Below are 17,397 nucleotides of genomic sequence, written 5' to 3'. Positions count from 1 at the left end.
TTGCGATTAGCGAGCGCTCAGAAGCGCAAATCGTTCTACGTACTTATCCACTATAGCGATGCATTCCCGGCACACCAAGCCCACGCTAGGCGACTCCCTTCTACACAGGCTGTTTTTTTATAGCATAGGCAAGCGCCACGCTAACTAACGTTGACATAACCAATGCGCCCAGAAAAGGGCCTAACGTTGGAATGCTGTCAGGAAAGCTCGCCGCCACCACTCCTGCGCTGACACTGCCTTGGCTTAACCACCCGGGCAAAATAGCCCCGAGCAGCCCAGCAACGCCGCCCCCGATGGCGGCTATTGGCGTCATCCGTTGCCATAGCCCTAGCAACACCGGCACTACGATGGAGGCGCACAGTAAGTCGGCAATAAGGAAAAGCCGCAGTATCGATAATCCCTGTAAAGCAACCATTACCACGGGAATCATTAATGCAACCGTCGCCCAGCGGGCTGCCTCCAGCGAAACACCGCGCTTTTCGCTGCGTGTGACGATAAGCGAGGCAATGCCATTCTGGAGCGTATCAACACTGGAAGCTACCAAGGTAACAGCCAATACCAGCGCAGGTAGCGATAGCCAAGCGGGTGCATCCGTTAGCAGTGCGAAAAACGGCATAGGCGGTGTGCCCAGAGCAACACCGCTCATCGCTGCTAAAATGCCTAAACTACCAATAACCATTACCACCACCATCGTCATAGCGCCGCCTAGCCATGCGCCACGACCCAGGCTGTGGTCATCCTTAGCAGCCCATACGCGCTGCCAATAGCCCTGATGAAATAAATTGGCGGCCGTTACCGCAATCACTAGTGTTAATGCCACACTGAGCGCGCTGGTAACAGGGATAGCAGGCATCGCCGCTTCGCTAGGCAATGCAGGAAGCCGCCAAAGCGCCATGCTGCCTACCACGACCAATAGCACCAGCAGCAGCCAGGCCTGCCAGCGGTCAGTGGCAAGGCTGGCGCGCAGGCCGCCCACTACCGTGTAAATAAGCGTAGTCAGCGCGACGCCAATCACCACGAGTGAGGGAGGTACATCAGACAGCAATGCTGTTATCGCACCAATCGCCGTTAGCTCGGCGGCCAAAAAGCAGGCCATGTAAGCAATGGACACCAGCGTGACCCAGCGCCGTACGCCGAGGCCATAGCACGCCTGTGCAAATTCGGCGATGCTACGCCCTTCGGGAAGCGCGCGGCGAATCTTAGGCCCATAAAGAGCTAAGATAATAAAGGGCAATGTGGAGCCAAACGCGTAGCCTGCTAGCGCAAGCGGGCCCACGAAGGCACCAATTTCAGGGGGCGCAAAGAGAATCCACGCCCCCATGCCTGACGCGAGAAAGGAAAGCCCGAGAGTCGAGCTCGTCTGCGAATTGCGAGCTGTCATATAGTCATCAAGCGGGCCATCAACCCTGCGAGTCCGCAGGCCTAAAAAAGCAAAGCAGCACAGCGCCGCGCCAAGTACGGCTGACGTTAGGTAAAGCATGTCGCGCTTCCTCCGCCGGTACGAACCGGATCAGGTTCCAGGGTCTGCGCAACGCGCATTCTCAGCCCCGTTGATAAGGGCTCCCCTGGCGACAGTGAGTGGAGGCGCTATCCTCACTGAAAACCGCGCCTCAGTAAAGGAAAGTGAAGGTAAGTAACGCTTAAACGTTACCAGTTGATGCCTCGCGAGGTATGCGCCCCATCAGATAAAACTCCTCATTAGGCGGCGTACCCGCCAGCGTGACCAGTCGATTAGACAAACCAAAAAAGGCTGCAATAGCACCGATATCCCAGCAATCCTCTTGGCTGAAGCCGACGGCCAGCAGCCGCGCAGACCACTCGTCGGTCATTTCACCCACATCTATCGCACAGTGCATAGCAAAATCGAGCATCACACGATGGCGCTCGCTAATAGGCGCCACGCGATGATTAATCGCAACCTGGTCGGCCAACAGCGGGTCTTTACTATAAATACGCACCAGCGCACCGTGCGCCACCACGCAATATAAGCAGCGGTTTCGCGCACTGGTAGCGACCACAATCATCTCTTTCTCTGCTTTAGTGAGCGACTCTGACTCCCGCTCCATTAACGCGTCGTGATAGGCAAAAAATGCCCTGAACTCAGCGGGCCGATGGGCCAGCATTAGGAAAACATTGGGCACAAAGCCTGCTTTTTCCTGCACGGCCAGAATCGTAGTACGAATATCGTCGGGCAACGCCTCGAGCGTTTCTGGCACGTTAAAGCGACTTAATGATGGCAACATAATCACCTCTTTATTGTTAATTGCTTTGCCCTACGACCATTAGGCCCCGCTTAAGCGGGGCCTAATATAGCTAAAATCGGCGTTTCTTTTAGCCCAGCGAAATCGTGCTATTAATGCCACTGGAAACGTTCTCCGGCTCGAACCAGCGTGCCGTGACGGTTTTTGTTTGCGTCCAGAATGCGATTGCCTGCTTACCGTTTGGCCCCAAGTCACCGAGCTTCGACGCCCGAGAACCGGTAAAGCTGAAATATGCCACCGGGACAGGAATCGGCACGTTAATACCAATTTGCCCCACATCAATGTCAGTTTCAAAGCGACGCGCCACCCAGCCTGAGTTGGTAAAAATCGAGGTGCCGTTACCGTTAGGGTTGGCATTGATAAAGGCAATGGCATCATCCAGCGTTTCAACACTAACCACGCAAAGCACAGGCCCAAAGATCTCTTCGCGGTAAATAGTCATATCGGCGGTCACATCGGCAAACAGCGTCGGCCCAACGAAGTTACCGTTAGGGTAACCCTCTACCTGAATGTTACGGCCATCGACCATCAGCTTGGCACCCTCTTTTTCACCCGCATCGATTAAGCGCAACACACGATCACGCGCAGCGGGTGAGACTAGTGGGCCTAAGTCTGCATCTAGCTGGGTACCCGGCCCCACTTTCATATTACGTGCGGCGTCAACAATATCGCTTAACCATTCCCGAGCATCGCCCACGAGCACGACCACCGAGTTGGCCATACAGCGCTGGCCTGCGGCGCCAAATGCCGAGCCCAGTAAATTATTAATGGCCTGGCTGCGGTTAGCGTCGGGCATAACCACGCAATGATTCTTAGCGCCCATCATCGCCTGCATCCGCTTGCCTGCCACCGCCGCGCGGTTATAGAGCAGCGAGCCTACGTGGGTTGAGCCAATAAATGAAAGCGCTTTGATATCTTGATGATCAGCAATTTGATTGGCGACATCCGGGCCACCGTGCACCACGTTGAGTACCCCCGGCGGGATGCCAGCCTCGTGGGCCAATTCCACCAAGCGCATGGTAGAGCTTGGGTCTTGCTCCGACGGCTTTAGAATAAAGGTATTGCCGGTCGCAATGGCCAGCGGAAACATGAAACAGGGCAACATGATCGGAAAGTTGAACGCGGTAATACCAGCGCCAACGCCGAGCGGCTGGTGCATGGTGTAAACATCCACTTCATTCGCCGCATTTTCTGCCAGCTCGCCAAGCTGTAGCGAGGTAATCGAACAAGCATGTTCTACGACTTCTAACCCGCGACCTACTTCGCCTTCCGCATCCGGCAGAGTTTTGCCATGCTCTTCGGTAATCAATGCCGCGAGTTCCGACGTGTTATCGCGAATCAAGGCCTGGAGTTTGAGCATAATGCGCATACGCTTGCCCAGCGGCACTTTACGCCACGTCTTAAACGCCTCTTTGGCGCTGCTAACCGCGCGCTCCACTTCCTCCGCCGTGCAGAACGGCACCCGCGCGACCACTTCTTGCGTCGCAGGGTTAACCACGTCGTGCCACTCTTGGCTTTGTGACTGCACGGGCTGACCATCGATAACCATAGGGATTTGGCGAACGGACATAGTGCTGCTCCTATTACTTGAAAATGCATATTTATTGTTGGAAAGCGGTTGCTGACACACGTTAGCGATAATAAATGGGTGCTCAGGGTATAGCAGCAAGTTGACGTTAACGTCATCAGGTATCATATGAGTAAACAAAATCTTCGGCGTGGCGTCAATGAGCCTTTCCCAATTGAGACAACTGATCCTACCGACGGCACCGTGCTCGCCTGGAGCCGGGATTACGCCGACGTAGCGCCGCTCAAAGGCGTGATGAATGGCAGTGGTGAGCATTGCTTGGAGGTAAATATTGATGTCCTGCCCATCGCAGACTGATGCAAATATTCCTCACCTAAGGTATAAAAGGCGCCTCACAAACGGCTTTTTCAAGGAAGATGCCATGCGGCATGGGCGTTGCGAACACAAGGAGCATTCATCGCGATGGGTTTCCCGCCTACTCACTCTTTGCTGTTTTTCGATCTTACTGTTGGGTGCCGCTAAACACCTCTACTCACCTCATTTAGCAGGCGTGGCGCAGATTCACGAAAACCTGCACAGTCATTCGGATAAAGCGAGCGTTGCGCATATCCCGGATAAGCTGCGGATTCGAAATGACTCACTCAAGCAGCAAGCGGATGATAATCCTCTACAAATCTTTAAATTACATTCAGACGATGGATTCTTAAGCAACGTTTTCCCCACGCTAATGCCGCCCCTGCTCCATCAAAGCGGCGTTAACGGTTTTGTGCCTAACGATCGTTATTACTTTGGCGCCTCTCTTCCTCCCAGCAGAGCCCCGCCTAGCACGTAAGTCGGTTAGTCAACCGTTGTTTTATTAGTCACGACATGGCAGAAAGTTCACTGCCTGTTCGTGTTATGGGCGAAGTTAAAAGGGCTCTACGTTTATGTTTCAAGTTGATCATCTCATTTTACTTGCCGCGATACTGATATTAGTCGGCATCGTATCAAGCAAGCTATCTGCGCGTCTTGGCTTACCTGTTTTAGTACTGTTTTTAGTCATAGGGATGTTAGCGGGTGAGAGTGGTGTGGGCGGCATCGCCTTCGACAATCCCGCTGGTGCACATGCGCTCGGCACGCTAGCTCTCGCGATGATTCTATTTGATGGCGGCCTACAAACGCCGACATCCTCGATTAAGAAAGTATGGAAACCCGCTTCTCTACTGGCGACATTCGGCGTATTAATCACCGCCGTTATTACGGGGTTAGCGGCGGCTTATATTCTTGATTTACCCTTGTTAGAAGGCCTACTGTTAGGTGCGATTGTCGGATCAACAGACGCAGCGGCGGTCTTTTCGCTATTGCGTAATGCCGGCATACATATCAACAAAAAACTAAAATACACCTTAGAAATAGAAAGCGCCTCGAACGACCCGATGGCGATTTTTCTGACCGTTGGCCTGCTAGAAATACTGGTTAACGGTATGCAGCCAGGCGTGGGCTTGCTGGAGCTTTTCGTCCTTCAAATGGGGGTTGGCGCACTCGTGGGGCTTGGGGTCGGCTGGGCATCAGTAAAAATAATTAATCGTATACATCTTGTCGCATCGGGGCTTTATCCGGTGATGGTCGCGGCCTGCGGCTTTCTCTCATTTGGCATCTCGGCTAATGTTGGAGGCAGCGGTTTCCTCGCGATTTTTTTAACCGGCGTGGTGATTGGTAACCATAGAATTGTCTTCCAGCGCAGTACCTTCTTATTTCACGACGGGCTGGCCTGGCTAAGTCAGATCATGATGTTTGTGGTGCTCGGACTACTGATCAATCCCCTTTCGCTACTCGATGTCTGGCTTGAAGGTCTCATCATCGCCGCCGTGCTGATTCTAGTTGCCCGCCCGATTGCCGTTATACCGATTATGCGTCTATTTGGCTTCAACGCCCGCGAAACTACATTAGTCGCCTGGGTCGGATTGCGGGGCTCGGTACCGATTATCTTGGCTATTTTTCCGCTGATGTTTGGGCTTGAAGGAGCGGAGTTAATCTTCAACGTGGTGTTTTTCGTGGTGCTTATTTCAGCCACTATCCAAGGCACCACGCTTCCACTAGTGGCGCGCCGGCTTAGGCTCACTGAAAAACCGCCCGCCTTGTCAGCAGCCAGTATTGAAATCACGGCAATTGAAGAAGTCGATGCTGATATCGTTGAGTACACGTTGAGCGAACACCCGCGAGCGGCAGGACGGCGGCTTTCACAAATGGCCTTACCGGATACCACCGTGGTCGCCATGATTACCCGTGGTAAAGATGTCATTCCACCGCGAGGCTCAACGACGTTAATGGCCGGCGATCATTTGTTTGTCGTGCTTCGTCCTGAAACGCGTCCCTTTATTGACTGCGTGCTCTCTGATGCCGTGGATGACATCAGTAGCGAATTACCGGATCAGGAGCTGAAGCTTAAGGGGAGCACTAAGATAGACGATTTACACCACTCCTATGGCCTGTTGATCCAAGAAGAGGACCAGCATATGACGCTGGATTCGCTGCTACGCAATACCTTAGCCGGCCAGCCGAATGCTGGCGACTCGATACAGATTGAAGGGCTGACGTTGGCAGTGCTAGAAACGCTCGGTGGTCGCATTACCACGGTAGGCTTAACGGTACAGGAAAAGCCTAATCAGTAAGTAAGAGCAGCCATCAACCACATTGACGCCTAGGCCGTTTCGTAAGCGGCCTTTAGGCGATAAAACTCTTCTACAATCGCGGCCATTTCGTCTGCGTCGTAACTGCAAAGCCCGCTAACCACGAGCTTTTTAGAGCCGACCCCGACCGCTTCGCCGGCGGATTCAATGGAAAACTCCAGCAGCGCATCCGCGCGTTTCCCCTGAACACTCAGCGACGATTGATTTAACGTTAAACCCGGTGAAAAACCATCTAAGCGCTTGAGTGAAAAGCCCATGCTGTCGTAGATTACCAGTGGGCGTTTAGGGTTGAACATTACCCCATGCTGCTCCATCAGCGGTTTTAAATAGTGCGGGAAGTTTTTGCCCGAAAACGCTACATAGCAGCGCGCAAAGGCTTCCACTGCGGCTACGTCGTGAGTGGTTTCACCACTGCGCAGCACTTGTAAGTAGCATTTCCCGCTCTCATCGCAAACATGAACGGAGCCATTATCCGCTTCGCAAAATTTAAGCGGCGTCTCCGCCGCCACCATGTTGGTGAAACGAAACTCCATCTGCCGCGACAAACCGAACTTTGTCAGTACCAGTACAAATAGCAGGTCGCCAGGAACGCAAAAACGGCGTGCTCCCGGATTATGGATAGGGTTGTAGTCGCCAGCCACGCCTTTAGCGAAACGGCTGGCCTGCTCTGCAGAGATCACTACATACTCTCCGCGCTGCGCGTAAAAATCCTTAAACATGGCGTTAGCTGCCTGCCTAGCGTTGAAATCGAAAACCCGTCAGTGCCCAACGTCGCGCATAATGCCATAAAACACGGCTCAACAGGAGTTATCTGCTAGGGAAGCCACTATGTCAAATGCCAACACGCGTAAAAAACGCTTACCACGCCTGCTATTAAGTATGTTGATTGGGCTACTGTTTATCATCGCTATCTGGGTGGCAGGCAGCTATTGGCTGCTCAACAGCCAGTGGCTGCCCGAGCGCATTTCTCAATTTGATGGCATTGAAATACGTTGGGAGCAGGGCGCCAGCCGCCACCCCGGCCGCTGGGAAGTAGAGGGTCTGTATTTAGCACGCGAAGATGCGGCGCTGCCCATCAGCATTGAAGCCGAGCGGGCGACTCTTTCGCTCTCTCTATTCGCCCTATTACGCGGAGAACTGCATATCGAAGCGCTGGATGCCGAAGGCATCCGCCGCCTCACCGTAGGTGATATTGCCCTTGAGGCGCAGGGCCAGCTGCACGTGGCGGATACCACGTTAACGCGCGACACCTTAGCGATCCCCGACTTTTCACTGGCCATTACTGACGGCCGCTTAGTTCGTTTAAGTGATCAAGCCACGTTAGTACGCGATATCAATCTCAACGCGGATGCAACATTAACCAGCGTGACACCCGTGACCGCTGCGACGGGGGAACTGAATCCCGATCTATTGTCAGCGCTTTCTGCCCAGCTACAGATTGAGGCGCAGGCAGATGCCTGGGATGTTTTCATGCCTTACCTCAACGCCCTGCCCTGGCTGACTCTTGAGGGGCGCGGGGCTTTAGCAGGCGCACTTGATCTAACCGCTGGTGAGTTACAGCACGGCAGTGTTTTAACGCTGGATTCCCCTACGCTGCGTTTAGCGGTCGATGAACAGCGCCTACGCACACCCAGTGGCTCACCGCGCTGGCTCATTGCAGACAACCCACCCCCGCGCCACACGGCAACCGGCAAAGGCCAAGTCCGCTTGGCGGTTGAGAATGATCAGCTACATTTTTCGACGCAACTGGCTGACGTAACGCTGGCTGACACTCATCCCTATGCTGAAAATGCTGAGCTACGCCTTGCCACTCAGATACCCAATCAGCGGCTAGACCGGCTTGATCTCCCCACCAATGTCACGCTCGCCTTACAGGGCCGCGTGATTCGCTTGGACATGTTTGATCGCTATCTAGCGCCAACGCTTGACGGCAAAGGCATACGGCTTTCCGGCAATGGACAAATAGAGGCGAGCGCCACGCTGGTTGATGCTAGCCCTCAGCAGGCGTCGCTGGCCATTCAGGCACCGCTGCTTGCTGCCGAGACGCTAGATTTTAAAGCACAGGGCAGCGGCTCACTTACTGCACGACTCACGCCTGACGAACACATTGACGCCCGCTTAACGTTCGCCAATGCGACCCTAACGCACCATCAGCGAACATTGCTTGCCGATGCTGACATCGAGTTAACGGCAAAGATCCCGCTAGACACACAAAGGGCGCGCCAAGAAGCAACGGCAACCCTCAGTTGGCAAGCGGCACAGCTACCCGATATTAGCGTGCTTCAAACGTACCTGGGGGCGGTATTAGCTGAGCCCGCCCCGCTTCAACTGCTGAGCGGCCAAGCCAGCAGCCACGGCCAGCTTCAGGTAACGTCTGAGCAGGCGACTGGGCAAGTGCATCTATCCGGCGAAGGAATGACCACCCGTTGGCAGCACGGCGAAAGCACCGGCACTCTCACAAGTGATATGCAGCTTTTTCTGCCTATTCGACAAGCGGCGTTGGATGGCTCCGCGTTGAATATCAGCGGCACTCGGCTGAGCTGGCAAGTGGCCAACCTAGAGCAACCTGACGAGCAGCTGGAAAGTATTTTGATTCTCACCGACGGCCGATTTCAACGCCGCGAAAACGTGCCTAGCGGGCAGTTTTCCCTTGAAGGTAGCGTGCAACAGCTGGGCTTCTTAAATACTTTTCTTCCCGATGCTCATGGCCTATCGCTGGCAGGCAGCGGCCAGCTTTTTGCTCAAGGAGCCTTTCGCGACAAACAGCTCCTAGCACCTACCCGGCTACGCGTTAATGCTAATCAGCTTGAGGTCGCCTTTCTCGACTACTTGGCTACCGGGCGCGGCGAACTCACTGCTCAGTTGGACAGCGCTGAGCAGGCTCAGCTATCGCTGGGTATCCCTAACTTCGCGCTGATGCGCCAAAACGATGACCGCCCCCACCTTGAAGGCCGCCACTTTGCGCTTACCACTCAAACCGACCGCTTTAGCGAGGTGCTTAAGTCGCCGCAGCCAGAGCACTTCGTCACCCGCATCGCTATGCCGATTATCGATGTGCCAGACTTTACTCGCTACAACCGCTATCTGCCCGAGGATGCCGGGGTTCGCTTGCTAGGCGGGCAAGCGAATCTTGCCAGCGAATGGAGGCTTGATGGGCTAGAGGCCCAGGGAGAAATCACGCTTCGTGCCTTTGGTGCTGACATGGAGCTGCTTGATCAGCGGTTACGTGGCGATGTTGAATTTTACTTAAATCTAACCGAAGGCGATTTACAAGCGCGGCGCTTCACCGCCAACGACTCGTTTTTACGCTTAGAAAACGTGTTTCGGCTAAGTGAGCAAGGTGCGCCGGACGCCGGCTGGTGGGTACAACTCAGCATGGAGCAAGCGCAGCTTGAATGGGATGACCCTATTCGCCTAACGAGCCAGCTGCGTTTGGGAATGCGCGATACGGGCTTGCTGGCACGGCTGTTTTTAGCCCGTGCCCGTGAAAGTGACTGGCTAGGCAGATTGTTAAACGTGCATGATATCAACGGCACGGCTTTACTCCAGGTCGACGACCAGCGTATTCGGCTACAAGATCTTACGCTTACCGGCGGGCCGCTGCTGCTGCTCTCCGACGTTACTCTGCAAGACAAGCGCGCTAACGGGGCACTTTATGCCCGCATCGGCCCATTGGGCGTTGGCGTAGAACTAGTCGACAGCGAACCTACTCTACGCGTGATACAACCGCGCCGGTGGTTTGATCATTGGCAAAAAACTCACCAACCAGAATGATAGTGTTAGCGTTTTTTACGCTCTCGACGAATCATTCTGACCCGCTCCTTGGCTTTTTGCGGGCTAGACAGCGGCGTTGTGCTCTCATCATGGGTTTTTGGCGGCACGGTGACCCAGGCAAACACCGGCAGCGCTAAATGCCAGTGAATTGCCGCTAAGCGCAGCCCTAGCGTCACGCTTAATGAGGCGCCAATGGTTATCGTCAGCGGTACGTTCAAGGCGTCTAGCGCCACGTAAACAATCCCACCGGCCATGGCGGCAGTGGCGTATATCTCTTCGCGCAGCACCATCGGAACTCGCTGGGCCAACACATCACGGATCATGCCCCCCGCCACGCCGGTCATCATGCCCATCAATACAGCCACCGTGCCGGAGCTACCGAGTAACAGCGCTTTATGCGTGCCAATCACCGTAAATAACGCCAGCCCAAACGCATCCGCCACCGGTAAAAAGCCGCGAGAAAGGCGATGGATATAGTGAAACCCTACCAGGGACACACACACGGTGGCTAAAATCACCCATAAATACGTCGGATCCGCCACCCAAAATACCGGTCGTACGCCCAGGACTAAATCACGAATGGTACCGCCACCAATCCCGGTTACCGCCGCGAGTACCAGCATCCCCATCGGATCCATTTTTGACCGGCATGCCAAAATAACGCCTGAAAGCGCAAAAACAATAACCCCCGCCATGTCCAGCCAGTAGATCACCCCCGACACGCCCCTCTCCTTTTGTTTGCCTGCGACTAAGGCAGGCAGAATAACACCTCTACCACAGCTCATGAGGGCAACGTTGTTTACTTTTTAATCATCAAATGCTGATTTTGTAAGACATTGCCTACACGGCTTGTAAGACATTGCCGCTAGATAGCGACCAAGGGTTGCTGTGAGGAGTCAGGTCGTTATCCTGATCGTTTCTCATTTGTTTAGATTACCCTTGTCAATTATCCCTGGAGGGGGCATGACGCTCAGCACCGGTTTGCAATTCACGGTGACGCTACCCGGCGTTAATGATGTCGCGGTGATCGATTTCACCCACCGCGAAGAACTCTCCCAACCCTTTGAATTAGCCCTGAATCTGGCAAGCCGCGATGGCAGCCTAGACGCCGCTGACCTTCTGGACCGCGAAGCCACCCTGACTATTTGGCAGGACGGTGAGGCCTTGCGCCGAGTGCACGGCATTGTTAGCGAATTTGGCCGGGGTGATAGAGGCCACCGCCACACCTTTTACTCTCTAGTACTGCGCCCCGCTCTTTGGCGGCTTTCGCTACGCCAGAACTCGCGAATTTTCCAGAAGACCGACCCGCTCACTATCATCAATACTCTGTGCGATGAGCGCGGCATCACCGACGTGGCCTTTGCGGTTAATCGCACACTTCCTGAACGCGAGTACTGCGTTCAATACCGCGAGACGGATCTCGCCTTTATCGAGCGCCTTGCCGCCGAAGAAGGCCTGTTCTACTTTCATGAATTTGCTGAACAAGGTGAAGGCAGCGATGGCGGCGCCCACCGGCTGATCTTTGCCGACGACCCGCAGGTGCTCACAAGCCTTGGCGAGCGCACTTATCACAGCCGAGCCGGTGGCACGGCTCCCAGCCGCCACGTACGCAAGCTGAGCCAAAAGGCCCGCGTCGCCGCGGCCTCCGCCACGCTGAAAGACTACAGCTTCAAGAACCCCGCCTACGCCCAGTTGCACGAACATCTGGGCCGCGATATTGAGGCCCACGGTCAGCAGTCTGACTACGAACATTTTGATTACCCCGGCCGCTATAAGCAGGACGCCTCCGGCGAGCCCTTTACCCGCATTCGCCTGGAGCAGCTGCGCCGCGAGACCATCACCGCCAGTGCCGAAAGTGATCTACCCGAGCTCGCGCCTGGCCTGCGCTTTACACTCACTGATCACGATACTGACAGCCTCAACCGTGATTGGCAGGCAATCAGTGTTATTCACCACGGCGAGCAGCCCCAGGCGCTGGAAGAAGACGGCATGACTCAGGGTGATGCCAACGGGATGACCCGTTATTACAACCAGGTCACGCTAATTCCCGGTGATGCCCCTTGGCGAGCCACCCCTAATCCCAAGCCCCGGGTCGATGGCCCACAGGTGGCCTTTGTAGTGGGCCCCGAGGGCGAAGAGATTCACTGCGACGAACACGGCCGGGTCAAAGTACAGTTCCCCTGGGACCGCTACGCAGAACCTAATACCGCCGGGGCTAGCGGCGAAGCCGCTGGAAAAGACGCCAGCTGCTGGGTGCGCGTTGCCCAAGGCTGGGCGGGCGGCGGCTACGGCAGTATCGCCATTCCGCGTATTGGCCACGAAGTGATTATCTCGTTCTTAGAGGGCGACCCCGATCAGCCGCTGGTCACCGGTCGTACCTATCACGCGGTGAATACCGCGCCTTACCCGCTGCCAGAGCACAAAACCCGCACGGTCATCCGTACCCAGAGCCACAAAGCCGAAGGCTTCAACGAGCTGCGCTTTGAAGACGAAGCGGGTGAAGAACAGATCTGGCTCCACGCCCAGAAAGACTTAGAGCTGCTAACGCTTAACGACCGTATCGAAGAGATCCGCAACGACAGCTTCTTGAAGGTCAAGAACGACCGCATCAGCGAAATCGACAACGACGACCACCACACGGTGCACGGCAACCGTTTCGAACACACCGAAGGCCAGCAACACTTCCGCGTTGACGGCACGCTACATATCAACGCAGGCCAGGCCTGGCTAAGCGAAAGCGGCCGCGAGCTGCACATCAAAGCAGGTCACAAAGTCGTGCTTGAAGCGGGTGACGAACTCACCCTGAACGCAGGCGGCAGTTTTCTTAAGTTAGATGGTAGCGGCATTACCATCGCTGGCCCCAAGGTACGCGTCAACGCTGGCGGAAGCCCTGGCAATGGCAGCGGGCAGGCGGTGGAGGCTCCCCTACTGCCCGGGCATGCGATGGCTGAGGTGCATGAGGCGATACCGCCCACCTCGCTGCCCAAGCTGAAGGATTACCAGCTAAGTGAAGCGGCCATCATGCCTCTCTGCGGCAAGATCAGTAACACCCAATGCTCGCGCGAGGATTGCCCATGCCTGGCTGGTTAAACCAACTAGCAGAACGGTGCCGTCCGGTGGATAACCTATCTGAGATGGAGAATAGGCAGCGCGGATTTGTGGTACTTGACCAGCGCCGGTCGCCTGAGCAATGCAGACTACTGCTATCACTTACCGGCAAACGTGATTTTGTCACGCTATTTGCGGGCACGCCGCTTTCGCCTCTACTGGATGCCAGCCCCTGGCTACTGGATGTTGAAGTAGGCAGTGAAGCTTGGCATTACGCCAAAAATCTCTGCCAGCAAGGTTTGGGATGGGTATGCCAGCCACAAGCAAATCAAGCCCTACATAGCATTGCAGACCACTTGCGGGCCCTTTTTGTACTGGATGACCCCCACAGCGGCAAATCACTGATCAACCTTCAACAGCCTGCGGCCTGGATCGCACTGCTCGCCAGCGCCCCCGCAAGCATTTACTTACACTGGTTAACTCCTCTGCATCAAGTGGCAACCCCCACACCTCAGGGCCAGTGGTCTATTTGGCAGGCCGATGCGCCAACGTCCTCTGCACCGGAACGCTGGCAGCTTACTGCTGATATGGAATCTGCGTTGAACGAAAGCCAACAGGCGTGGTGGTTGAGCCGAATGACGAAGACACCGCTAGCTTCTTTACCCAATGCTTGGTTGGCACGGATGAAAATAGCGATGCAGGCAGGCATCAGCCGCTCGGATCATTTAAAGCGGCTATTGCCCATTATTACGGACGTAGGCGAAAGGCTGCATATTCAGATAGACGACATTCTGAACACGCCCCTTTCTTCACGCCAAAAAGTACAGCAGTTGGAGCGCCTGTTATGAGTACTGAGCAAACCTCAGAGCGCCATCTTGACCCGATGGTGGTCAACATCTTTGAGCCACCGGAATCTGACGGCGAAAGCGCCGGGAAAAGCGCAGCGCACGTCTGCAAAGAGCAATGCTGGGCCGATATTCTGTATCTGCCAGGAACGCATACGTTCTGGTTGCTGACGGAAGAGGTCTCAGACATCTTACTGGAAGCCGCAGAACAGCTTAAGGCGTGGACACAAGAAGAGGATGCCACCGAGCGACTTCGGGTACTCAACGAAGAAGCCGGACTAATGGAGTGCCTACTGCCGACCCGCGCCGAAAACTTCCTCGACGACAGCGAAAGAGCACGTTATAAGTCGTGTTTCGAACAGCTAATTGAAATTACCTCTGTTGACCAAGAGAGCTTGGAAGATCGCATTGCGCGCCAACGCTCTTTGCTCTGGCAATTCACGACGCCCGCGTTATTGGATCACTTAGCGCGACATTTCAGAGACCCCAGCGCTGTGCGCCTGGAAGACGAACTGCGTGACCTTTACCAAGCGGGCCTAAATCGCGCGCAGGAAGCGGGCTATAGTATCGAAGGTGAAAACTACTATGGTCCCTGGGAAACAGAAATCGAGCAGGCGTTGGAAACCTACCGTTCGTGCCGGGCCTTGGCTCAGCGCGAGTATCACTTCAACCCTGGAAGCGAAGGAGAAGCCACTCCCTTCTCGCTGCAAGAGGTGCTCGCCGAGTATCAAACCTTCATTGGTTTGTGCGAATCCATGCCGCCTGACGAGGCAGCGCAGCAATGTAACTTTGTGGGCCACGTCCAGCAGCTCTCTGAGCAGCAGGAAAGCAAGTATAGCGACTATCTGGAGAGTATCCTCACCCTTGCTTCGCTCGGTATCGCCACCCCCGAACTGGCGCTATCGGCAGCCAACGTCGAAACAGAGGCGCTGGACGAGGGTGTCAGTGCCTTCGACACTTACTGCAAAGTGCTCAAGCAAAGCGTCGAGTTACACCAGGCGGTTGAGGAAAAACTCAGCGAATGGGAAAGCGGCACCGCCGGCAATGCCAAACTGCCTATCTTTTTGTTCGAACAAGAACGGCAACATTATGAAAACCTCCAGGAGACGCTAAGCGATCTGTTCACACGGACCGATGACGCCGTCAGCAAGATGGAGCCCGGTCGCGTCCTTATCTGGCATACCGATATAGAAGACGACCGCCATGCTATGGGCTACCAGAAGCGCGAGATCGAGCTGCTGGTTCGCCGTGATTTCCCATTACGCGAGTTTAGCTCCCCCCAGGCAGGCCAGTCGCTCAGTCACCTCAGCCTTTATCAGTTGATGCCCGCCATGACCCGAACCGAGCGGCAACGGCTGGATAATTCCATGGGCGCGGACGGGGTATTGCCTGCAAAGTTATGGGAGGCGCCTGAAAGCGCGCTCTCCCAATGGCTGCAAGGGCGTGGCTGTGAGCCAATAGAGCATCGTTTCGACTGGCATGAAGAGCCGTTGGGTTTTTTCCAGCCTGAAAGCTTTTTCGCCTACCTTGAGGAGCAGGGGCATGAAGTTGACTCTCTCGACGGCGCCAGTAAAGAACAGTGGGGAGCCGCGCTGCAGAAAATTCTGTTCACCGGCCCGAGCCGTGAACGGCTGCGCTTGTTCGACGCCAGCGCTCAGGCCCAGATGATGCGGCTGGTCGGCATGGCCAGGTTTGATCTCAACGAACCACGCAGTGACGGCGACCGCGATACCCCCTGGGATGTCGTCGCCCAGCAATCCACACTGACGTTCTTAGACGGCGAACTGGAAATGAGCAGTGGCGGAAGTAACGGGCTGAAGACCACACGGCGCGACGAGCTTGCCATCAAGCGGCCTTCCAATGGTATGTGGCAACTCGATGATAGTGATTCAAACAAGAGTTCTGCCGAGGCCACCTATCGCTGGGAAACCAAGGGCACCTTTAGCCTGGCGCGGGGGGAGCTGCCACTGGGGCGACTAGTCCTGCCGCGAGAAGAGCAGGCTCAGCAGGTGGTCGCCACTCTCTCCGAGGTTGATGAACAGCGCGCATTAGGCCGCTATGTCTTAGTCGTGGACGCAGTTGCCAAAGGGTTTGCGGGTGCCAGCCTAGCACTGGCGGCCGAGACGGGCATCTCCCTTGGCGAGGAAGGCCTCAGCGTGAGCGGTGTCGATTGGGCAAAACGGGAAGCCGAAGGCGCAACCATCGAGGCCTTTGCCGGTGCCCGGCTGAGTATCGAAACCCGCTGCGCATTAAGCTGGGAGCCACCCGCTAACCTAGAACGCATCCTCCCCAACCGGGCGGCGCGCTCCGAGATGAACATGCAGCGCGCCAGTCAGTCACTGACGGGGTGGCGCAAACTTGGCACCGCCACCCTTGCGATGGAAGTGGCTGAAGGCTTAGGGGGAAGGCTTGGCTTAGCACTGGGGATGCAGAACGGCAAGTTCGTGTTACGTATGGCCGCACGCGTCGTGATCGGCAAAGGAGCTGGGGGCAGTTTTTCCGTCGAACTGGATATCGACAGCCTGGATTTGTGGCTAGTGATGCTCCATCGCGCCATGGTGGATAACAACTACGTCCAACCCGATTGGATCGATGATGACGCCTACCAAAGCATGGGCCGGCTGGGCTATCTCGCCACCACCACCCTGCTGAATGTCGGTCTGCTTGCCGCTCGCGGCCAAGCAGGTATCGAGCGGCTCTATAGTGCCATGATCGGTGGGCAGAACGCGGGGCCGATTGCATATGTACTCGCAACGCGCGATGGCGAGGATTTAGATCAGATGAAAGCTTGGGTGCAGCAGCTCACTCCTGATTCGCTGGGAGCACTGCTATACCTGCTCGTTAGCGATCCAAGAAGGTTTGAGGTAGAAGAGCCCGGTAGAGGAAGAAGTGGTGGCAACAGCCAAAGCTTTAATGCTCATGAAGCATTGGACTATCAGCAAATCGCCATTGCTAACTGCTTAGGCTGGATTGTAGAGGGTGTCACGACCGGCGTTTATGGGACACTGTGTCGCTTTAGCAGAGAAGCCCCCACGCCCTCACAATATCTGTTTGCCAAAGCGCTTATTTGTATGAGCGAGACCGGCAAGCCATGGCATGACGACCCGAGCCATGCCTACCAGCGCCGTAAACGTGACTTGGAGGGATTTATGGAGCGGGTTGGCACAAGGAGTCAGCAAGCTGCTTTAGCAAAAGTTAACTACCGCGGCTACGTCGCAGGACTTGCAACGGAAGTGTGTGCTACTGCAGAAAGCCGCTAAATAAGGAATGAG

12 protein-coding genes and 1 riboswitch are annotated in these 17,397 nt (G+C 55.4%); of the genes, 7 read left to right on the top strand and 5 right to left on the bottom strand.

Translation table 11 applies throughout. The annotated features are described in order from the left end of the window. Nucleotides 1–100: 100 nt before the first annotated feature. The 3 genes from ACT3TF_RS01995 to ACT3TF_RS01985 all read right to left on the bottom strand — a co-directional run bounded on the left by ACT3TF_RS01995 (nt 101) and on the right by ACT3TF_RS01985 (nt 3,831). Entirely contained in the window at nt 101–1,480 is a 1,380-nt protein-coding gene (locus ACT3TF_RS01995) for a sodium:solute symporter family transporter (RefSeq protein WP_444671469.1), read from the bottom strand. After that, a riboswitch (TPP riboswitch) is annotated at nt 1,470–1,577 on the bottom strand. Its footprint overlaps the gene before it by 11 nt. A gap of 63 nt (nt 1,578–1,640) precedes the next feature. Continuing rightward, the gene (locus ACT3TF_RS01990; RefSeq protein WP_441684669.1) at nt 1,641–2,243 is read right to left on the bottom strand and encodes a peroxidase-related enzyme; all 603 of its coding nucleotides are present in this window, start codon (nt 2,241–2,243) and stop codon (nt 1,641–1,643) included. An 88-nt stretch (nt 2,244–2,331) separates the two neighbouring features. Continuing rightward, a complete protein-coding gene (locus ACT3TF_RS01985) occupies nt 2,332–3,831 on the bottom strand; it encodes a CoA-acylating methylmalonate-semialdehyde dehydrogenase (protein WP_441684667.1) in 1,500 nt (499 codons plus the stop codon). Nucleotides 3,832–3,957: 126 nt separating this feature from the next. Here ACT3TF_RS01985 and ACT3TF_RS01980 point away from each other — a divergent pair, with 126 nt between their 5' ends. The 3 genes from ACT3TF_RS01980 (at nt 3,958) to ACT3TF_RS01970 (ending at nt 6,440) form a co-directional block, all read left to right on the top strand. Then, entirely contained in the window at nt 3,958–4,146 is a 189-nt protein-coding gene (locus ACT3TF_RS01980) for a hypothetical protein (RefSeq protein ID WP_444671468.1), read from the top strand. A 64-nt stretch (nt 4,147–4,210) separates the two neighbouring features. Continuing rightward, nucleotides 4,211–4,621, top strand: coding sequence for a hypothetical protein (locus tag ACT3TF_RS01975; protein WP_444671467.1), 411 nt, complete (start codon nt 4,211–4,213; stop codon nt 4,619–4,621). Between the two features lie 94 nt (nt 4,622–4,715). Next, nucleotides 4,716–6,440 (top strand): potassium/proton antiporter, encoded by a 1,725-nt coding sequence (locus tag ACT3TF_RS01970; RefSeq protein WP_444625250.1) that lies wholly within the window; start codon nt 4,716–4,718, stop codon nt 6,438–6,440. Nucleotides 6,441–6,469: 29 nt separating this feature from the next. Here the strand turns inward: ACT3TF_RS01970 and ACT3TF_RS01965 are convergent, their stop codons facing one another. Further along, the gene (locus ACT3TF_RS01965) at nt 6,470–7,177 is read right to left on the bottom strand and encodes a DUF3581 family protein (RefSeq protein WP_441684662.1); all 708 of its coding nucleotides are present in this window, start codon (nt 7,175–7,177) and stop codon (nt 6,470–6,472) included. Between the two features lie 109 nt (nt 7,178–7,286). On the opposite strand from ACT3TF_RS01965, the gene ACT3TF_RS01960 reads away from it, so the two are divergent. Next, the gene (locus ACT3TF_RS01960; protein ID WP_444671466.1) at nt 7,287–10,232 is read left to right on the top strand and encodes a hypothetical protein; all 2,946 of its coding nucleotides are present in this window, start codon (nt 7,287–7,289) and stop codon (nt 10,230–10,232) included. A 5-nt stretch (nt 10,233–10,237) separates the two neighbouring features. On the opposite strand, the gene ACT3TF_RS01955 is transcribed toward ACT3TF_RS01960, so the two are convergent. Continuing rightward, nucleotides 10,238–10,954 carry a trimeric intracellular cation channel family protein gene (locus ACT3TF_RS01955; protein ID WP_441684658.1) on the bottom strand — a complete coding sequence of 239 codons (717 nt, stop codon included), beginning with the start codon at nt 10,952–10,954 and terminating at the stop codon, nt 10,238–10,240. 241 nt (nt 10,955–11,195) lie between these two features. On the opposite strand from ACT3TF_RS01955, the gene tssI reads away from it, so the two are divergent. The 3 genes from tssI to ACT3TF_RS01940 are packed head-to-tail and all read left to right on the top strand — an operon-like array spanning nt 11,196 to nt 17,385. After that, the gene (gene tssI, locus ACT3TF_RS01950) at nt 11,196–13,322 is read left to right on the top strand and encodes a type VI secretion system tip protein TssI/VgrG (RefSeq protein WP_444671465.1); all 2,127 of its coding nucleotides are present in this window, start codon (nt 11,196–11,198) and stop codon (nt 13,320–13,322) included. After that, entirely contained in the window at nt 13,307–14,128 is an 822-nt protein-coding gene (locus ACT3TF_RS01945; protein WP_444671464.1) for a DUF4123 domain-containing protein, read from the top strand. The genes tssI and ACT3TF_RS01945 overlap by 16 nt, the downstream gene beginning before the upstream one ends. Continuing rightward, on the top strand, nt 14,125–17,385 hold the full coding sequence (locus tag ACT3TF_RS01940) for a hypothetical protein (protein ID WP_444625246.1): 3,261 nt from the start codon (nt 14,125–14,127) through the stop codon (nt 17,383–17,385). The genes ACT3TF_RS01945 and ACT3TF_RS01940 overlap by 4 nt, the downstream gene beginning before the upstream one ends. Nucleotides 17,386–17,397: the final 12 nt, after the last annotated feature.

The sequence above is a fragment of the Halomonas sp. AOP25-F1-15 genome (genome assembly GCF_052378675.1).
Taxonomy (GTDB): Bacteria; Pseudomonadota; Gammaproteobacteria; order Pseudomonadales; family Halomonadaceae; genus Vreelandella; species Vreelandella casei.
This window is presented reverse-complemented; position numbering and strand designations above follow the sequence as displayed.